The 14,987-nt window shown below is 49.3% G+C and carries 16 protein-coding genes and 1 riboswitch; of the genes, 8 read left to right on the top strand and 8 right to left on the bottom strand.

Annotated features, from left to right (window positions below; genetic code table 11):
- Nucleotides 1–25 precede the first annotated feature (25 nt).
- Together AB4Y93_RS27960 and AB4Y93_RS27955 are read left to right on the top strand one after the other, a co-directional pair.
- Nucleotides 26–319, top strand: coding sequence for a hypothetical protein (locus tag AB4Y93_RS27960; protein ID WP_441896958.1), 294 nt, complete (start codon nt 26–28; stop codon nt 317–319).
- 24 nt (nt 320–343) lie between these two features.
- On the top strand, nt 344–1,585 hold the full coding sequence (locus tag AB4Y93_RS27955; RefSeq protein WP_441896956.1) for an EAL domain-containing protein: 1,242 nt from the start codon (nt 344–346) through the stop codon (nt 1,583–1,585).
- A gap of 5 nt (nt 1,586–1,590) precedes the next feature.
- Here AB4Y93_RS27955 and AB4Y93_RS27950 read toward each other — a convergent pair whose 3' ends face one another.
- Nucleotides 1,591–2,109 carry a GNAT family N-acetyltransferase gene (locus AB4Y93_RS27950; RefSeq protein WP_441896955.1) on the bottom strand — a complete coding sequence of 173 codons (519 nt, stop codon included), beginning with the start codon at nt 2,107–2,109 and terminating at the stop codon, nt 1,591–1,593.
- Between the two features lie 103 nt (nt 2,110–2,212).
- Here AB4Y93_RS27950 and AB4Y93_RS27945 point away from each other — a divergent pair, with 103 nt between their 5' ends.
- The gene (locus AB4Y93_RS27945) at nt 2,213–3,430 is read left to right on the top strand and encodes an MFS transporter (RefSeq protein WP_441896953.1); all 1,218 of its coding nucleotides are present in this window, start codon (nt 2,213–2,215) and stop codon (nt 3,428–3,430) included.
- A 125-nt stretch (nt 3,431–3,555) separates the two neighbouring features.
- Here the strand turns inward: AB4Y93_RS27945 and AB4Y93_RS27940 are convergent, their stop codons facing one another.
- The 3 genes from AB4Y93_RS27940 to AB4Y93_RS27930 all read right to left on the bottom strand — a co-directional run bounded on the left by AB4Y93_RS27940 (nt 3,556) and on the right by AB4Y93_RS27930 (nt 7,459).
- Nucleotides 3,556–4,023, bottom strand: coding sequence for a C40 family peptidase (locus AB4Y93_RS27940; protein WP_441896952.1), 468 nt, complete (start codon nt 4,021–4,023; stop codon nt 3,556–3,558).
- A gap of 5 nt (nt 4,024–4,028) precedes the next feature.
- A riboswitch (cyclic di-AMP (ydaO/yuaA leader) is annotated at nt 4,029–4,185 on the bottom strand.
- Nucleotides 4,186–4,495: 310 nt separating this feature from the next.
- Nucleotides 4,496–5,317 carry a hypothetical protein gene (locus AB4Y93_RS27935; protein ID WP_441896950.1) on the bottom strand — a complete coding sequence of 274 codons (822 nt, stop codon included), beginning with the start codon at nt 5,315–5,317 and terminating at the stop codon, nt 4,496–4,498.
- Between the two features lie 135 nt (nt 5,318–5,452).
- Nucleotides 5,453–7,459: a M1 family metallopeptidase gene (locus AB4Y93_RS27930; RefSeq protein ID WP_441896948.1), complete on the bottom strand. Its 2,007-nt coding sequence runs from the start codon at nt 7,457–7,459 to the stop codon at nt 5,453–5,455.
- 104 nt (nt 7,460–7,563) lie between these two features.
- On the opposite strand from AB4Y93_RS27930, the gene AB4Y93_RS27925 reads away from it, so the two are divergent.
- The 5 genes from AB4Y93_RS27925 (at nt 7,564) to AB4Y93_RS27905 (ending at nt 11,151) form a co-directional block, all read left to right on the top strand.
- Entirely contained in the window at nt 7,564–8,088 is a 525-nt protein-coding gene (locus AB4Y93_RS27925; protein WP_441896946.1) for a YwhD family protein, read from the top strand.
- 61 nt (nt 8,089–8,149) lie between these two features.
- A complete protein-coding gene (locus tag AB4Y93_RS27920) occupies nt 8,150–8,791 on the top strand; it encodes an RNA polymerase sigma factor (protein WP_441896944.1) in 642 nt (213 codons plus the stop codon).
- Nucleotides 8,788–9,342: a zf-HC2 domain-containing protein gene (locus AB4Y93_RS27915; protein ID WP_441896942.1), complete on the top strand. Its 555-nt coding sequence runs from the start codon at nt 8,788–8,790 to the stop codon at nt 9,340–9,342. The genes AB4Y93_RS27920 and AB4Y93_RS27915 overlap by 4 nt, the downstream gene beginning before the upstream one ends.
- A 31-nt stretch (nt 9,343–9,373) precedes the next feature.
- Complete coding sequence (locus tag AB4Y93_RS27910; RefSeq protein ID WP_441896941.1) at nt 9,374–10,522, top strand: hypothetical protein; 1,149 nt, start codon at nt 9,374–9,376, stop codon at nt 10,520–10,522.
- Nucleotides 10,519–11,151 carry a hypothetical protein gene (locus AB4Y93_RS27905; protein ID WP_441896939.1) on the top strand — a complete coding sequence of 211 codons (633 nt, stop codon included), beginning with the start codon at nt 10,519–10,521 and terminating at the stop codon, nt 11,149–11,151. Before AB4Y93_RS27910 ends, AB4Y93_RS27905 begins: the two co-directional genes overlap by 4 nt.
- Nucleotides 11,152–11,201: 50 nt before the next feature.
- Here AB4Y93_RS27905 and AB4Y93_RS27900 read toward each other — a convergent pair whose 3' ends face one another.
- The 4 genes from AB4Y93_RS27900 to AB4Y93_RS27885 form a co-directional block, all read right to left on the bottom strand.
- On the bottom strand, nt 11,202–11,930 hold the full coding sequence (locus tag AB4Y93_RS27900) for a peptidylprolyl isomerase (RefSeq protein ID WP_441896938.1): 729 nt from the start codon (nt 11,928–11,930) through the stop codon (nt 11,202–11,204).
- A gap of 117 nt (nt 11,931–12,047) precedes the next feature.
- Nucleotides 12,048–12,374 (bottom strand): cytochrome o ubiquinol oxidase subunit IV, encoded by a 327-nt coding sequence (gene cyoD, locus AB4Y93_RS27895; RefSeq protein ID WP_441896936.1) that lies wholly within the window; start codon nt 12,372–12,374, stop codon nt 12,048–12,050.
- Nucleotide 12,375: 1 nt separating this feature from the next.
- Entirely contained in the window at nt 12,376–13,002 is a 627-nt protein-coding gene (gene cyoC, locus AB4Y93_RS27890) for a cytochrome o ubiquinol oxidase subunit III (protein ID WP_167282998.1), read from the bottom strand.
- Nucleotides 13,003–14,979 carry a cbb3-type cytochrome c oxidase subunit I gene (locus AB4Y93_RS27885; protein WP_441896934.1) on the bottom strand — a complete coding sequence of 659 codons (1,977 nt, stop codon included), beginning with the start codon at nt 14,977–14,979 and terminating at the stop codon, nt 13,003–13,005.
- Nucleotides 14,980–14,987: the final 8 nt, after the last annotated feature.

Below are 14,987 nucleotides of genomic sequence, written 5' to 3'. Positions count from 1 at the left end.
AATTTGGTAAAGGTGGTTAACAGCAATGGGCGTTAGGCACGCAAGGGAATACGCAGATATATTGAAAGAGCTGACGGAAGCCGTCGGCGAAGTGGAAGGCAGCTATACTTTTTTTGAAATGGAAGAAGAAGAGTGGGCAGCACTTGGTGATGATGACCGTCACGAAGTGATGGAGGCGCTTGCGGACGATGTGTTCTTCGGTCTTGGCGAACAGCCGATGATCGAGGTTGGCAAAGGATCAATTACGTACCATCCGAAGCATCATGTCATTGAAGTGTCCCAAGGAGATAACGTGACGCGCATGATTCGTTTGACATAAAGGTAGTAAAGGGAGAGCGTGAGCGTGACGAACGACTGCTTATCAAATACGACGATACCGCAGACATTAGAGCTCGAGGGCGAGCAGCTGTCTGCCTTCTATCAGCCGATCATCGCGCTTGATACGAGAAAGGTAGTTGGCTATGAGGTGCTTGGAAGAGCCTGCAAGGATGATGCTGTCCGCAGCTTGGGTCCGTTCTTTTGTGATCCGACGGTTCCGTTAGAGGACCATATTGCAGTGGACCGCATTCTACGCGAGCAGGCCTTTCAGAAAATGGCGGCAACGGACCAGCCTCCAATGCTGTTTATTAATTTGAAGCCAAACTGGATGCATCACGGTATGCAATCCGGGGAGCTCTATACTCTCTCTCTGCTTGATAAATACCAGATCGATCCGAGCAGAGTGGTCATTGAGATCACAGAAGAAAGCTTTAATGGCGAGATGGAGGAATTGCGCGAGGTTATTGATATGTACCGTGCCAAGGGCTGTCTCATTGCAATTGATGATGTAGGCAGCGGCTTTAGCGGTATAGACCGGATTGCGCTCATTCAACCGAATATCCTGAAAATCGACATGCATATGCTGAAACGGAGTGCGCACCACGACGGTTATCTTGGTACATTGCGCTCCTTCTCGGCGCTCGCTGATCAGCTTGGCGCATCGCTGCTTGCGGAAGGTGTCGAGACTCGACAGGACCTCTCGAGAGCTATGCATGCAGGAGTCCGGTATGTGCAGGGCTTTTTGTTCGCGAAAGCAGAGCCGGATTTCGAGCAGCCGTTTCGGTTTTCTTCTTTATTAGAAGAAGAGCTGGAGGCACATCGGCAGCTGCAGCTCTATTCTGAGAATTATTGGCGGTATTTGTCGGACAGGCTGGCTGGCAAGGTTGACCGGATTGGTCATCTGGAGGAGCTGGAAGAAGTAGATAACGAATGGATCGCCAGACTTCTGCAGGAACTGGAAAGCAACTGTATCCGTGTCTACTTGTGCCGAGATGACGGCATTCAAATTTCATCCAACTATTCAAGAAGGCCAGTGGATGGAAGCTGGCGGCGGGAGGATGAATATTGCGGAGCGAACTGGAGCTGGCGCCCGTATTTTGTTCCCAATGTAGTACAGCTTAGCGAGAAAAGCCGTTCGATGGTATCACGAGCCTATACCGACCTCGATTCGAGAGCATGGATCAGAACCGTATCGGTATTGGCTAAACCCGGCATTATTTTATTCGTGGATATGAAAGATCCTGAGCCTGACTATTATCGCTTTTAGGGATATTAAGGGGAGGACTGGTACACCATACAATGGAACTCTGCTGGTCCTTCCGGCGTCTGTCTTACATAGGTATCGTCAACAAAGAAACCTGCTCGTTCATAGGTTCTAATCGCTCGAGCATTCCAGGTCAGTACCTCAAGATCGATACTGTTCTTGGGAGCTCTATGAATGGCTTCACGGGTAATCAACCGGGTGAAGTCCGTTCCTATCCCCCTGCCGCATAGGGCAGGATGCAAACCAAGCCCGAGGCGTGTCACGCCAACAATCGGGAAAAATTGTGCAAAACCAATCAGCTCCTGTCCGCGATTCATGACAGCCACATATTGCATGTGCCGCAGGACAGGATCGCCGAATTCGATTCCGTCCTGCTGCATAATGTCCCAAGAAGGCCAGTGGTATAGGTCATACGGCGAATCATATTGCCATTCACAGATTTGTTTGGCATGCTTCATTTCCATTGGCTGGATAGTCATATCCGTCAGGGATAGTTTATAATAAGGCTCATCGGAAAAATTAGTCATTTGTATACCCTCAACATGAATCAATAAGTTTTTTTCCATTATAACATTCACTTATCGACTTCATTCGGATTTGGCTGAAGGATATCTAAGGAGAACTTTTACGATGCGCAAATTAATAGCACTTGGCTGTTTGTCTTATCTCGTAATTGGATTGGCACATGTCGTGGGCGGCTCGGTCATGGAGCAAATGCTCGATAAGTACGACTTGTCCTATGATGACGGCGGGCAATGGATGATGAATCAGTTTCTTGGTTTTTTGGTGGGTGTCTTGCTCTCTCCATTTATTACATCAAAGGTTGGTAAAAGAGGGGGAGTGCTCCTCTCATTAGGCCTTCTGACACTTGGTGAAGCAGCCTACAGTCTGACTCCTGATTCCTGGGGGCTGATGCTGTTTATCGCCTTGTTCGCAGGCTTTGGGTTTGGGATGACAGAATCCGTTATCGGAGCAATGGTCATTGAATTGGCTGAAGAGAATGGGAAGGCTAATGCGATGACCAAACTAGAAACGTTCTTTGGCATAGGGGCCTTCTTAATGCCGACTATGGCAAGTATATTGATCAAATATGATATTTGGCAGGTATCCTTCCCAATCCTATCTGCTCTTGCCGGCATAACCTTTATCTTGTGGATGACGCTATCATTTGGATCGATAGATGACAAGATTGGTTATCATGGCAGAGCGAAAAAGGAACATGTGGAGCGGGAAGCTGGTGCAGCGCCTACAAAAGGATGGTTTGGGTATAATAGAGCAGCTATTCCCTTCTTGCTGCTGTCAGCGTTATTCTTCGTCATCTATGTGGGGGTGGAGATGAGTTTTTCCAACTATCTGCCGTCAATTATGATTGATCGGTCCGGTATGACGGAAGCGAGTGCTCCTTCCACGTTAAGTCTGTTCTGGGGCACGATGATTCTCGGCCGGCTATTCGCCGGACGTCTGGCGGATCGTTTCGGCTACTTCCGATATCTGTTTGTCGCCATTGCAGGAGCATGTATCATCATTCTTGCGATGGGAGCGGTCGGTCAGTTAAGTGGCATGCTAGTCCTTGTCGGATTAAGCGGATTGTTCTTCTCCGGTGTATTCGGCATTGCACTCGTATTTGCAAACGGTCTTATTCCAGGGATGACAGAGCGGACGACGAGTCTGCTTGTCGCTTGCGGCGGGATAGGCGGAGCGATCTTCCCGAAATTAACGGGATGGATGATGGACAGCTATGGTGCAGACCGTACGGTCTGGATTCTCGGAGCGTTTATTATTGCGATGTTTATCGTCTTGCTTGCAATGCTGGCCTTAGGCCGGCGGCAGGAAGCTGGAGCGTCCTAACGTCTTAATCATGATAGCAACAAACAATAAAGCCGCATGCGGTTTGTCCAGTTGGACAAGCAGCGTGCGGCTTTATTGCAGAAATCTTGCCAGCCGCCTCAATCCAGGGAAGCGACTGCTTGATTCTATTGTTCGTCGGCATATTTGGTGAAAGTAGTAGGGTCCATGACACGTCGAGCAGTCACATACCGATTTACATAATAGGAGTCGCTAAGATTGCTGATTGTAACGCCCTTGCTGGACGAAGCATGAGCAAACTGGCCATCTCCTACATAAATGCCGACATGAGATACACCACGACCGTTCGTGTTAAAGAACACGAGATCTCCGGCGATCAGATCACTCTTGGCGATCTTTTTACCTGTTTGTGCTTGCGAAGCGGATGTACGAGGAAGATCGACGCCCATTTTGTCGAAAACATACGAAGAAAAACCAGAGCAGTCGAATCCTTTCGATGATGTTCCGCCCGCAACGTACGGCGTGCCAATTAAATCACTGACAATGCCGTCCATTTTGGAGTCTGCGAAAACGCTTCCGGCTTGGAAAGCCAGCATTAGCGCAAGCCCAAGAATAAGTGCTGTAACCTTTTTCAAAGCGGTGAAACTCCTTCCAATGCCGACGAGGTTAGCTGTGGGGTTCGGTTGAAGGATCCCTATGACTTCTCAGGCGCCGATCTTAATAATCGGACGTCGAAGTCAATTCACCCAGAGGTGGTTCCCCCGTTTCCAGTACAAGGAATTTGGCAGTGTAAATTATGTACTTGGTAACTATTCGGTAATTTCCGCTTATCTCCTCCCCAATCCGTCAAATTCTAATAATTCTCATGGAACCTTTTGGCTAATCTATGCGGAAAAACTTATATCCTGCGGTTGGCTGCATCTTTATAGGGCGCACAGACTAGCAGATTAGCACTATTCCGATTTACTAACTCTTTACTATGTGTTTTTTCTAGCTAATATGTTGATTTATTTGGAGAATGCAAGACAAGCCTTCCCGGAAAAACGCGAAAAACCCGCGCTACGACTAGGTCGCAGGGCGGGTGGCTTCTATAATTATGAGAAAATTTTAAACTTCCTTTGATCTCAAAATGTCGTATTGGGAGGCTAGAGTCCATACTTTCATCAAGGTACGGACAAGATGGTAGCCCTGATGGACAATCAGGGCGATGAATCCGGCCCATACGAGAGAAAAGCTTGTGACAAACAATCCAATCCCTGAGCCGATAGCCCACATTAAGAGTGATAAGCCAGCGAAAGGCAGCAGATGCTTAATCGCAATACCAAGCGATTGGAATATGCTTCCACCTTTCTCGCTTGTAGCGCCAAACTGCATGGCGAGGAAGAGGAGATGGAGCAGGATACCCCAAATCAGCCAGCCTCCCGCAGCGGGCAGCAGCTGCTGGAGGAGATCTCCGATCGACCGGCTGTGAAGCAATGCATCCAGTCCCCGCGGTGCCAGCCACCATGCGGGTGCAAGGGCGAGCAGCGTCTCGATCCAGTAGAGCAGCGTCACAGGCTTCCACGCTTTGCGAATGCCCTGCAGGAACTGCGTACCTTCGGTCTCTGTGGCATGCTGCAGAGAATAGAGCAGTCCTGCGTTAAATAAAGGGGAGAGCAGCATCCTTGCTGCAAATAGTCCGCCAAGCAGCCATAAGTAAGGGGTCAGCACATCCGTCTTCATGATCTGGAATTGAGCTTCACTCATAAATAGCTGGATCGCTGAATTCGCAGGGGAGTGATCCGGAAATCGCCGCAGCAGCGGCGATACGACTGAATCGATAAACCGATATAGGAAGAATCCCCACAGCAGCTGGTACAGAAACAGCAGAATTACGATATAGAAGTGCTTGATCGCGAGCCGCCAGCCTTGCATCATATGATTTTTCATTGCAAACCTCCTTAAAAGAATTGCGAAGCAATTCTTACTTCGAAAGCATGGACTTAAAGAATTGCGAAGCAATTCTTACTTCGAAAGCATTGACTTAAAGAATTGCGAAGCAATTCTTACCTCGTAAGCATAGGCTTACCAGCCCAGTAATCCGAGCAGTCCTTGGATAACGTTAGAGGCGCCAAGACTCCAGCGCGTACGTGTAACTTCCGACAAATCCGCCTTCATGTAATCGTTTATATGTTTGTTGTCGAGTACGTTGGTATGCTGCGGATCAATTGCCACCCAATCAAGCGGGGAGCTGTGGACCACTTTATATTGAATCTGCGAGTCTTCTGGATCCCAAGTTTTGGGGATGGTGGTACCGTCCTTGAATTTCAGAACAACCGGGATTGGCCCGTTGTARCCGCCATTACGCTGGATGAGCACGACTGATTCATACATTGGCGTTCCATCCTGTTCCACTGGCCGTACATTGATGGATTCTACTGAAACGTCCGCCATCTGATTGTTATAGACATATTGGTCGAAGTAATTGGTCCATTTCTGCTTCGTCACCGTCTCGACAACCCGCTGGAAGTCAGCGCTTGAAGGATGCTTGAACTTATACTTTTGGAAATAAGTGCGCATAATCTTTTGCATCATTTTCTCGCCAACCTGCTTTTCAATGCCGATCAGTACGAGCTTCGCCCGCATGTACACATTCTCCGCATAGACGTTATTGCTCGGATAAGCCCAAGAAGGCTGCTTTAGAGGAGCGGGAGCGGTCATGTAGCTGGCTTCCAGAGGCAGATTCGCTTCAATACCATACTCGCTTGCCATCACTTTATCCTCGGCATAAGAGGTGAAGCCCTCATCCAGCCATGCTTCTTCGAATTCATTCGATGCAACCATACCGTACCAATATTGATGACCAACCTCGTGAATAACCGTTCTCTCAAGGCTGTAGCCCGGATTACTCGTCTCTGCTGCGAAAGCAGTCACCAGGGTTGGATATTCCATTCCTCCGGAGCCATTCGCCCCTTTTGGCGGGACAACAACGGATAGGGTGGAATACGGATACTCGCCATACCATTGTCCATACTTAGAAAGCGCGGATTTGGCCGCATGCATATAACGATCCTTCAGCTCTGCGTGAGCGGGATCGAGATACAGCTTGATACGGACACCCGGTATACCCGGCCCTGATAAGGTATCTTCATAGTAGATAAAATCCGGAGAAGCTGACCAGGCAAAGTCATGCACATCATCGGCGTAGAACTGATATATTGCTTTGCTGTCCTTTTTCTCCACGGCTTTGGTCTGGAAGCCTGTAGCCGCAACAATGTAGGATTCCGGTACCTGAATACGAACAGAGTAAATACCGAAGTCGCTGTAAAACTCGGAGTTGCCATGATACTGGTGAATGTTCCAGCCTTCTGATGTCCGGCCTCTTGTACCCGCTGGCTCATAAACGGCCAGCTTAGGGAACCATTGTCCTGCCATCACATAGTTGCCGGAGTAGCCCATACGGGCGAATACTTCTGGGAGCTTCACTTCAAAGCTCATCTGTAGGGTGACGGACTTGCCTGGCGCTACCGGTGCGGGAAGTTTAAGCTTGGCCAGCGTGAAGTCGTTCGGATTGTTGTCATCTGGTTGTACATAATGCAGCCGTGGAAGCAGGCTTTCCCCTTCCATCGTCTCCAGTGTCTGCAGCTTCATATAGCCCTGACTGGCTTCTGTTGCCTTGTCCGAGCGCAGCTTGCCGCCAGACTCCTGCATAAACGTGGTTTTGTCCGACATGAAGGCATTCGGATAGAGATGGAAGTATAGCTCGGACACCGTTTTTTTGCCTGGATTGGTCCAGGTAACGGTCTGCTGTCCGTCTAAGTACCGAATATCATCGCGAAGCGCAACGTTGATATGGTACTCGGTGACCCTTTTGCTAAGAGCCTGCGGCTTAGGCGCTACCTGGTCAGGCTGGGACGAGGCAGGTGGCTTGGCCGTTTTTGGTGCAGAATCGATCGCTGCTTTGGCGGCGGGAGCAAATGCATAAGTATATTGAGATTGCCAAGCGCGGCCGAAGCCCTGCTGGATAGAGAGGCCGAGCAGGACGGCGGTAAGCGTAAACAAGAGCAAACGTTTGACGTAGCGTGGAGACATGATACATTTCCCTCCCGTTGACAAGCATCTACAGCATGTATATGTTTGCTTTTCGTGGATTATTAGCTAAAATGGAATTATTGTACGGGGAAGGTGGAAGAGCTATGACAGAGCAGCAAGGACAGCCGGAACAACCGGAAAAGAAAGAAAAGAAGTCGCTCGCGCTTAACGTAGTGAGCAACAAACAACATAAAGGCTTTGGAGCCGGAACGATAGATTTAAGTGCAGTATCTTGTGTCATCATTGATGGAGGCGTTGCTTATATCGATGACGGCGCGATGCATGCGAAGAGTAAGGTGGAGCGGGGCATCAAGTTCACTCCGAACAAAGAAGACTGCCCGAACGGCCGAAAGTGCTGGATCGTATGGACTGCTGTAGAGCGTAATGAAGCAGGCGCTACTTATTATGCAGGAGCAACGGCTTGTGAGATGTGGGTCGATACGGAGGCACGCCGCGGGTGGAAAATTCTCGCCGACCACGTGAACAAGCTTGATGCGGCAATTAAACGTAAGTACAAGCTTGAGGAGCTTGATGCAGAAGAGAAAGCGGCTTTCCGCAAGCTCTTAATCGAGCATAATGAAGAATGGTGGAACAACTCGCCGGAATCGCTTAAGGAAGCACTGGCCTAGAAGGAACATCATAAAACCGGGGATCGTAAGGCTGGATGCCAAGCGAATCTCCGGTTTTTTTATGGGGAAAAATAATATTTTCGCAGAAGTGCAGGGGAGAGCGGTTAAGCTGTCGTCTATTCTATCGGGAAGGGAGGAGAGCGAGATTCAAGACGAACAATGGATCACGGCCATCAAGAACGGCGGTCCTGAGGCGTTTCAATCATTTGTCGACGAATATGGGCCATATCTGTATCGAACCGTGTATGCGGTCATCCGTTCGCCGCATGATGCGGAAGACGTGACGCAAGAAGCGCTGTTGCAAATCTATCGCTCCCTCCCGGAGTTCCGAATGGACGGCCTCAAGACGTGGATTACCCGGATAGCCGTCAATAAGGCGATTGATTGGAAGAGAAGCCGAATGCGAAAGCCTGAAGAGCTAATGGAAAGCATAACTGGGCTGGAAGCAGATGGCATAATGACGGAACGTGGACTGCCTGTTGAAGTCTCTGTTATGGAACGTGAAGAGCAGCGCCATGTGCGAGAGCAGGTAGAGCAGCTGCCTGATAACTATCGTGAAGTCGTAACCGCTTATTATATGGAGAACAAATCGTATGAAGAGATTGCTGCACAGACCGGCCTGGAGAAAAAAAGCGTAGAGTCGAGGCTTTACCGGGCCCGAAATTGGATTAAGCGGCACTGGCGAAAGGAGGATTTCGAATGAACATGGAACAATCGTTCGGATTACATCTTAGGGCAGCGGATCTGGAAGCTTATGTCCGCAATGAACTGACTGAGCAGGAGCGGGATGGTGTCGAGCTGCACATCGCGGCATGTGAGCCATGCCTCATGATGCTGATGTCAGCGGTAGAGGCGGAAGAAGCCGAAGGGCCTGGAGCCGCAGAGGCAGGGGATACGTCGAAAATAACAGTAGATGTCCCCGATATGAAGAAGCTTGGGAAGCGGGTCATCGATATTCTGTTTGCAGAAGCGGCGAGGAAGAAGCCTATTATGCGTGCAGAGCCTGCCCGCCGCCAGTCGCTGCTGCAGCGTCCGGCGATTCACTTTACGGCTGCAGCAGCCATTACGCTGCTACTGCTGGGTACAGGGACGTTCAGCGGTATTTCTGCGAAGCTTGGTGAGCTTGACTCCCATTCTGTTCCTGTCGAGCAGACGATTGAGAAGGAGCAGCCGCAAGGACCAACCTGGTCAGACCAGATGGTCAATCGTACATCTTCGTGGTTCGATAAGCTGGAGAAGGACCGCTTCAAATAAGTAGGTATATATGAAAGAGAGGAAAGACGAAATGTCAAAAAATCCAGTTGTCGCTTTATTGTTGTCTTTTATTCCAGGCGTCGGGCATGCCTACTTGGGGCGGCCGTTCCGCTGCCTGCTATATGGAGGGGCTTTCTTCGGCTCCTTAATGTTTTTATTCTTAGCTGTACAATCCGGAGATGGAGGAAATATAGGCCTCTTCTTCCTCTTCACCGCCGCTTTCAGCTGGCTTATTAATATGGTTGATATGGTCGTGACGCTGCTGTCATCTAAGCCGCTCGCTGGACCGTATACCGAACGGGGTGATATCCCGTTTGATCCGGGATATGTTGCATTCGAGCAGCAGCGGGAGAAGACAAGTACAGTACTGCTGTCCCTCATTCCCGGCCTCGGTCATATGTCGCTTGGTCTGATGCAGCGTGGCATCACATTCCTAGTCGCTTTTCTAGGGCTGTTCGCGGTCGTGGTCTTTATTGGTGTCGTTACCAATACCAGTGCCTTCCTCATCTTCTTGTTGGGACTGCCAGTTATATGGATCTACAGCATCTTTGATGCAATTCAACAGCTTCACCGGAAGCAGCGCGGTGAGGAGCTTAACGATCGTCCATTGTTCGAGGAGATTGAGAACCATATGGGCACTGGGAAGAAAAACAAGGTGCTTGCCGCTATACTGTCGCTGTTCCCAGGAGCGGGTCATTTGTATCTTGGTTTGCAAAAGCGTGGCTTACAGCTAATGGGCGGCTTCCTGATTGCTATTTATTTGATGGATTCGCTGCGCTTGTCGATCTTCCTATTCCTGATGCCGCTGCTTTGGTTCTATGCTTTTTTCGATGCGATGCAGCAAATGTCACGTTATGAACGTGGTGAGCTTAATGATCAAGCGGTTGTGGCGCAGCTTGCTCCATATCAGAAGTGGATTGGCATTGGCCTGCTCGCACTTGGCATTTATTATTTGGGTGATCGGGTGATGGGTAACTATATCTCACAAACTTGGCCAGGCATCTATGCGGAATATGTAAAGCTTAAGTACAACCTGCCAACGGCAGTTGTCGCTTTCCTGATGATTGCCCTTGGTTTCCGGCTCGTATTTGGTGGCGGGAGCGGCAGCAGGTCTTTTACAGCTCCTGAGCCTCTTCCTCCTCATCCCTCGGAGTTCACAGAGAAGGAGGGGGAACGATGAGAGAATGGCGCGTAGGCTCATTATCGATGGGAATTACCCTGCTTCTCATTGGTATATCCATTGCTATATCGATCTGGAGCGGAACAGATGCCCTTCGTATGCTGCTGTGGGTGACGCCCGTCGTCTTCATTTTGTTAGGAGCGGAGCTCTTGATACACTTGAAGTTTGCAGGGAAAAAGCATCCGGTTATGCGGTACGATTGGATGAGTATGTTTTATGTCGCGGTAATCGGAGGCGGCAGTTTAATGATGGCGGCCTTTGCTTCAACAGGGCTCCTCGATGAAGTGCGTGATCAGCTGCAAATGACGGAGCGTACAGCCATTGTGCAGTCAGAGCCTGTAACCGTGTCGGCAGGCGTGAAGAAAATTGTGGTGCAGTCACTTCGCCCAATTCAATTAGACCAAGGAGAGAGCCGCAATGTTCAGCTGCTTGGACAGGTTCAGTACTGGTCACCAAAGCCGCTGAAGCAGCCTGAACAGATGGTTGCAACGAATATGGTAGGCAGCACAATGTATGTGCTTATTAATGGCTTCGAGCATAAGGATGGGGCGATTGGTTCGGAGAATATCAATCAGGAACTGACCCTTGTTCTCCCGCAGGAGATTGAAGTCGAGAAGCGGGGCTTCTAAAATATAGAAAAGGCAGTTCTCTCAACTTGAGGGAACTGCCTTTTTGTAAATCATTTCACTTTTTCAGGCTCTGCGAATGTCAGGCCTTTCAAGTCTACGGTTGCCTTCTTGATTGCCATCGGCTTAACAGGAGTAGATCCTTCTCCTGTTTTCAAAGTTTCTTGATTCACGATTTCATCAACCGTATCCATGCCTTCAATCACTTCGCCAAATGCTGCATATTCGCCGTCCAGCGATGGCGCATCGGCAACCATAACGAAGAATTGGGAACCGCCGGAATCCGGATCTCCTGAACGGGCCATCGAAATGACACCACGTGTGTGCAGCAGATCGTTTTGGAACCCATTGCTAGTGAACTCGCCTTTAATGGCATAGCCAGGGCCACCCATGCCGGTTCCTTCCGGATCGCCGCCCTGGATCATGAAGCCTGGGATGACGCGGTGGAAGACCGTACCGTCATAAAAGCCCTTTTGCACGAGCGATACAAAGTTGTTGACTGTGTTGGGAGCGATTTCTGGATACAGCTCGACTTTGAACGTTTTGCCGTTATCCATCTCAACTGTTACGACCGGATGCTTGTCGGCGCCTAGCAGCTTGTCCGGCTTAGGGGCTTTCGTTGCTTCAGGAGTTGGTGTAGCTGTCGCATTGGATGCATTGGAGCCGCTAGTGTTGTTCGTTTTGGTGCTTGTTTTACTGCCACCGCCGCAGCCGGCAATAACAACAAGTACAGCTGCTGTGAGCAGTACGAGCAGCGGCAGGCGCATATTTCGTTTCAACATCGTAAGAATGCCTCCTCATGGGGGTAGTTGTCCTAAAGAGTATCATAACATAGCGGCCAAAATGAAAAAAAGCCCAGGCGCTTCTCGTAAAGGAGAAGGCCCGGACTTTTACGACAATCAGCCTACTGCGTTGTACGTCATAATCCAGATCGATCCTGCAATAATGGTGACCAGAATGACAAGACCAAAGATCAAAGCCATTACGTTGTATCGAGGTTTCTTATCTTCGCGCAGATGCATGAAGAAGAAGAGCTGGATAACGAATTGCAGAATGGCCATGATCAGAATGAAGATAATCGTAGGCGTTTTGTCCATCATGTCGTTCATTACAACAACGATCGGCAGAATAGTAAGCACAATCGAGAGTACAAAACCAATGACGTAGGATTTCAAAGAGCCGTGGGACTCATGTTCGTCATGTGCATGCGAATTATGGTTGGCCATCCTACATCACCCCCATCAAGTAAACGACTGTGAGAACGAAAATCCACACAACGTCGAGGAAATGCCAGTACAAGCTGATAATTGTAACTTTACGTTTCGTAACCGGATTAATACCACGTTTGCCGATTTGGATCATCAAAGCAATCATCCAGACCAGACCGACGGAAACGTGCAATCCGTGAGTACCAACAAGAGTGAAGAACGACGACCAGTAGCCGCTGGTGCTAATCTTGACGCCTTCATCAACCATTTTCAGAAACTCGGATACTTCAAGGAAAATAAACGATGCACCAAGCAAAGCAGTAACAATCAACCAGCCAATCAGGCCTTTTTTGTTCCCCTTATGCATGAAGAGAACAGCGAGACCACTTGTAAAGCTGGATGTTAACAAGATAAATGTCTCGGCGATAACGCCAGGCATCTCGAACATCTCATGCGGCGTAGGACCGCCGTTTGTGCTGTTATGAAGCACGGAGAATGTTGCAAATAAAGTACCGAACAAAATAACGTCGGTTATAAGAAACATCCAGAAGCCAAGCACCTTGATCGATTCATGATCATGGTGATCGTCATGGTGGCCGTGGTCATTAGGACCATGGCCGCCATGTGGCGCTGCTGTGTGTGCCATTTAACGTCCCCCCTTTAATGCTGCTTCGGTACGTTCGATCTCATCAACCGGAATGTAGTAGTCCGTATCGTAATCGAAGGAACGAGCGAGCAAGCAGCATCCTACACCGATCAGGCCCGGAACGAGCATCCAAGTCCAGTGCCATACAAAGCCGAAGCCGGCAATGAAGAAGAACACAGACATGATGAACGGAATCCCTGAATTTCTCGGCATATGAATTGGTTCAAGCGGTGCCAATGGTTTTGGTTCGCCGCCATTTGCAAGACGCTGCTTTTCTTCCCACCATGCATCCGAGCTCGAAACCTCAGGAAGACGTGCGAAATTGTACATTGGTGCAGGCGATGGAATCGACCATTCGAGTGTACGGCCGTCTCCCCATGCGTCGCCGCTTTTTTCTTTCTTCAAGAACTTGATGCTGTGTGCAATTTGCCACACTTGGAAGATAAACGCCAGACCCATGATGAAGGCACCAACCGTAGATACGATGTTAAGCGGCTGCCAGCCCATGTCGAAGTTGTATTCGTTGAAACGACGTGTCATACCCATCAGACCAAGTGCATATTGCGGCATGAAGCACACGTAGAAGCCGATATTCCAAAGCCAGAATGCCCATTTGCCAAGACCATCATGCAGCTTGAAGCCGAACATTTTTGGCCACCAGTAGTAAAGGCCAGCGAAGTAACCAAATACAACGCCACCGATCAGTACTTGGTGGAAGTGGGCGATCAGGAAGTAACTGTTGTGGAATTGGAAGTCAGCAGGCGCAACGGAAAGCATAACCCCCGTCATACCACCGACGACAAAACATGGTATGAACGCTATCGTCCATAACATTGGCTGGCTAAAGGTGATCCGTCCTCGGAACATCGTAAACAGCCAGTTGAATACTTTTACACCGGTTGGTATCGCAATAAGCATCGTCGTGACCGCGAAGAACGCATTAACGTCGGCGCCGGATCCCATGGTGAAGAAGTGATGAAGCCAGGTAAAGAAGGAGAAGAAGCTGATCGACATAAGCGCAAATACCATTGATTTGTAGCCGAACAGTTTTTTCTTCGAGAAGGTTGATACGACATCAGAGAATACCCCGAAGGCCGGTAATATAACGATATATACTTCCGGGTGACCCCACATCCAGATGAGGTTGACATACATCATCGGGTTGCCTCCACCGTCAAGGGTGAAGAAGTGAGCACCTAGGTAACGGTCGATAAAGAGCAGGAACAGCGTTACTGTCAGAATCGGGAATGCGAACATAATTGTAATCGAAGACGACAGAACGGACCAAGTGAACATCGGCATTTGCATCAGCTTCATGCCAGGTGCGCGCATCTTCAGGATCGTAACAACGAAGTTGATACCGGACGCCAGGGAACCGATACCGGAGATTTGAATCCCCCAAATATAGAAGTCTTGACCAAGGCCAGGACTGCCTGACAGCTCGGACAGCGGCGGATAAGCCAGCCAGCCTGCATCAGGTGAACCACCGATAACGAACGAAACGTTGAACAGCATTGCCCCGAAGAAGAAGAGCCAGAAGCTGAGGGAGTTCAAATAAGGGAAAGCGACGTCGCGCGCACCAATCTGGAGCGGTACGACGATATTAAAGAGACCGAACATAAGTGGCATCGCCATGAACAAGATCATGATAACACCGTGAGTTGTAAAGATGGCATTATAGTGTCCTGCATGCAGGAACTCTAGATTTGGTAAAGCAAGCTGTGTCCGAATCAGCAAGGCATCAACGCCCCCGCGGAACAACATGAGAAGCGCTGCGATAACATACATGATACCGATTTTCTTATGATCGACAGTTGTCAGCCATTCGGTCCACAACCAGCGCCACTTCTTAAAGTAGGTAAGTGCGATAACAATCGCTACCATGGAAAGACCAATCGATACCTGAGCGCCCAAGATAAGCGGGTCGCCGGTGATGAAGAAGTCATTCATGAGGAAATCCCAAAATTCCTTAAACATAGTGCATC

The organism is Paenibacillus sp. YAF4_2 (assembly GCF_052113225.1).
In the GTDB taxonomy this organism is placed as follows: domain Bacteria; phylum Bacillota; class Bacilli; order Paenibacillales; family Paenibacillaceae; genus Pristimantibacillus.
Note: the sequence above shows the minus strand (reverse complement) of the source record. Positions and strands in the feature narration are given on the sequence as shown.

What these genes read in the sequence shown, in the direction of transcription:
- AB4Y93_RS27960 (WP_441896958.1), top strand. Translation starts at nt 26, where the DNA reads ATGGGCGTTAGGCACGCAAGGGAATACGCAGATATATTGAAAGAGCTG.
- AB4Y93_RS27950 (WP_441896955.1), bottom strand. Translation starts at nt 2,109, where the DNA reads ATGACTAATTTTTCCGATGAGCCTTATTATAAACTATCCCTGACGGAT.
- AB4Y93_RS27945 (WP_441896953.1), top strand. Translation starts at nt 2,213, where the DNA reads ATGCGCAAATTAATAGCACTTGGCTGTTTGTCTTATCTCGTAATTGGA.
- AB4Y93_RS27935 (WP_441896950.1), bottom strand. Translation starts at nt 5,317, where the DNA reads ATGAAAAATCATATGATGCAAGGCTGGCGGCTCGCGATCAAGCACTTC.
- AB4Y93_RS27925 (WP_441896946.1), top strand. Translation starts at nt 7,564, where the DNA reads ATGACAGAGCAGCAAGGACAGCCGGAACAACCGGAAAAGAAAGAAAAG.
- AB4Y93_RS27920 (WP_441896944.1), top strand. Translation starts at nt 8,150, where the DNA reads ATGGGGAAAAATAATATTTTCGCAGAAGTGCAGGGGAGAGCGGTTAAG.
- AB4Y93_RS27915 (WP_441896942.1), top strand. Translation starts at nt 8,788, where the DNA reads ATGAACATGGAACAATCGTTCGGATTACATCTTAGGGCAGCGGATCTG.
- AB4Y93_RS27910 (WP_441896941.1), top strand. Translation starts at nt 9,374, where the DNA reads ATGTCAAAAAATCCAGTTGTCGCTTTATTGTTGTCTTTTATTCCAGGC.
- AB4Y93_RS27905 (WP_441896939.1), top strand. Translation starts at nt 10,519, where the DNA reads ATGAGAGAATGGCGCGTAGGCTCATTATCGATGGGAATTACCCTGCTT.
- AB4Y93_RS27900 (WP_441896938.1), bottom strand. Translation starts at nt 11,930, where the DNA reads ATGTTGAAACGAAATATGCGCCTGCCGCTGCTCGTACTGCTCACAGCA.
- cyoD (WP_441896936.1), bottom strand. Translation starts at nt 12,374, where the DNA reads ATGGCCAACCATAATTCGCATGCACATGACGAACATGAGTCCCACGGC.
- cyoC (WP_167282998.1), bottom strand. Translation starts at nt 13,002, where the DNA reads ATGGCACACACAGCAGCGCCACATGGCGGCCATGGTCCTAATGACCAC.
- AB4Y93_RS27885 (WP_441896934.1), bottom strand. Translation starts at nt 14,979, where the DNA reads ATGTTTAAGGAATTTTGGGATTTCCTCATGAATGACTTCTTCATCACC.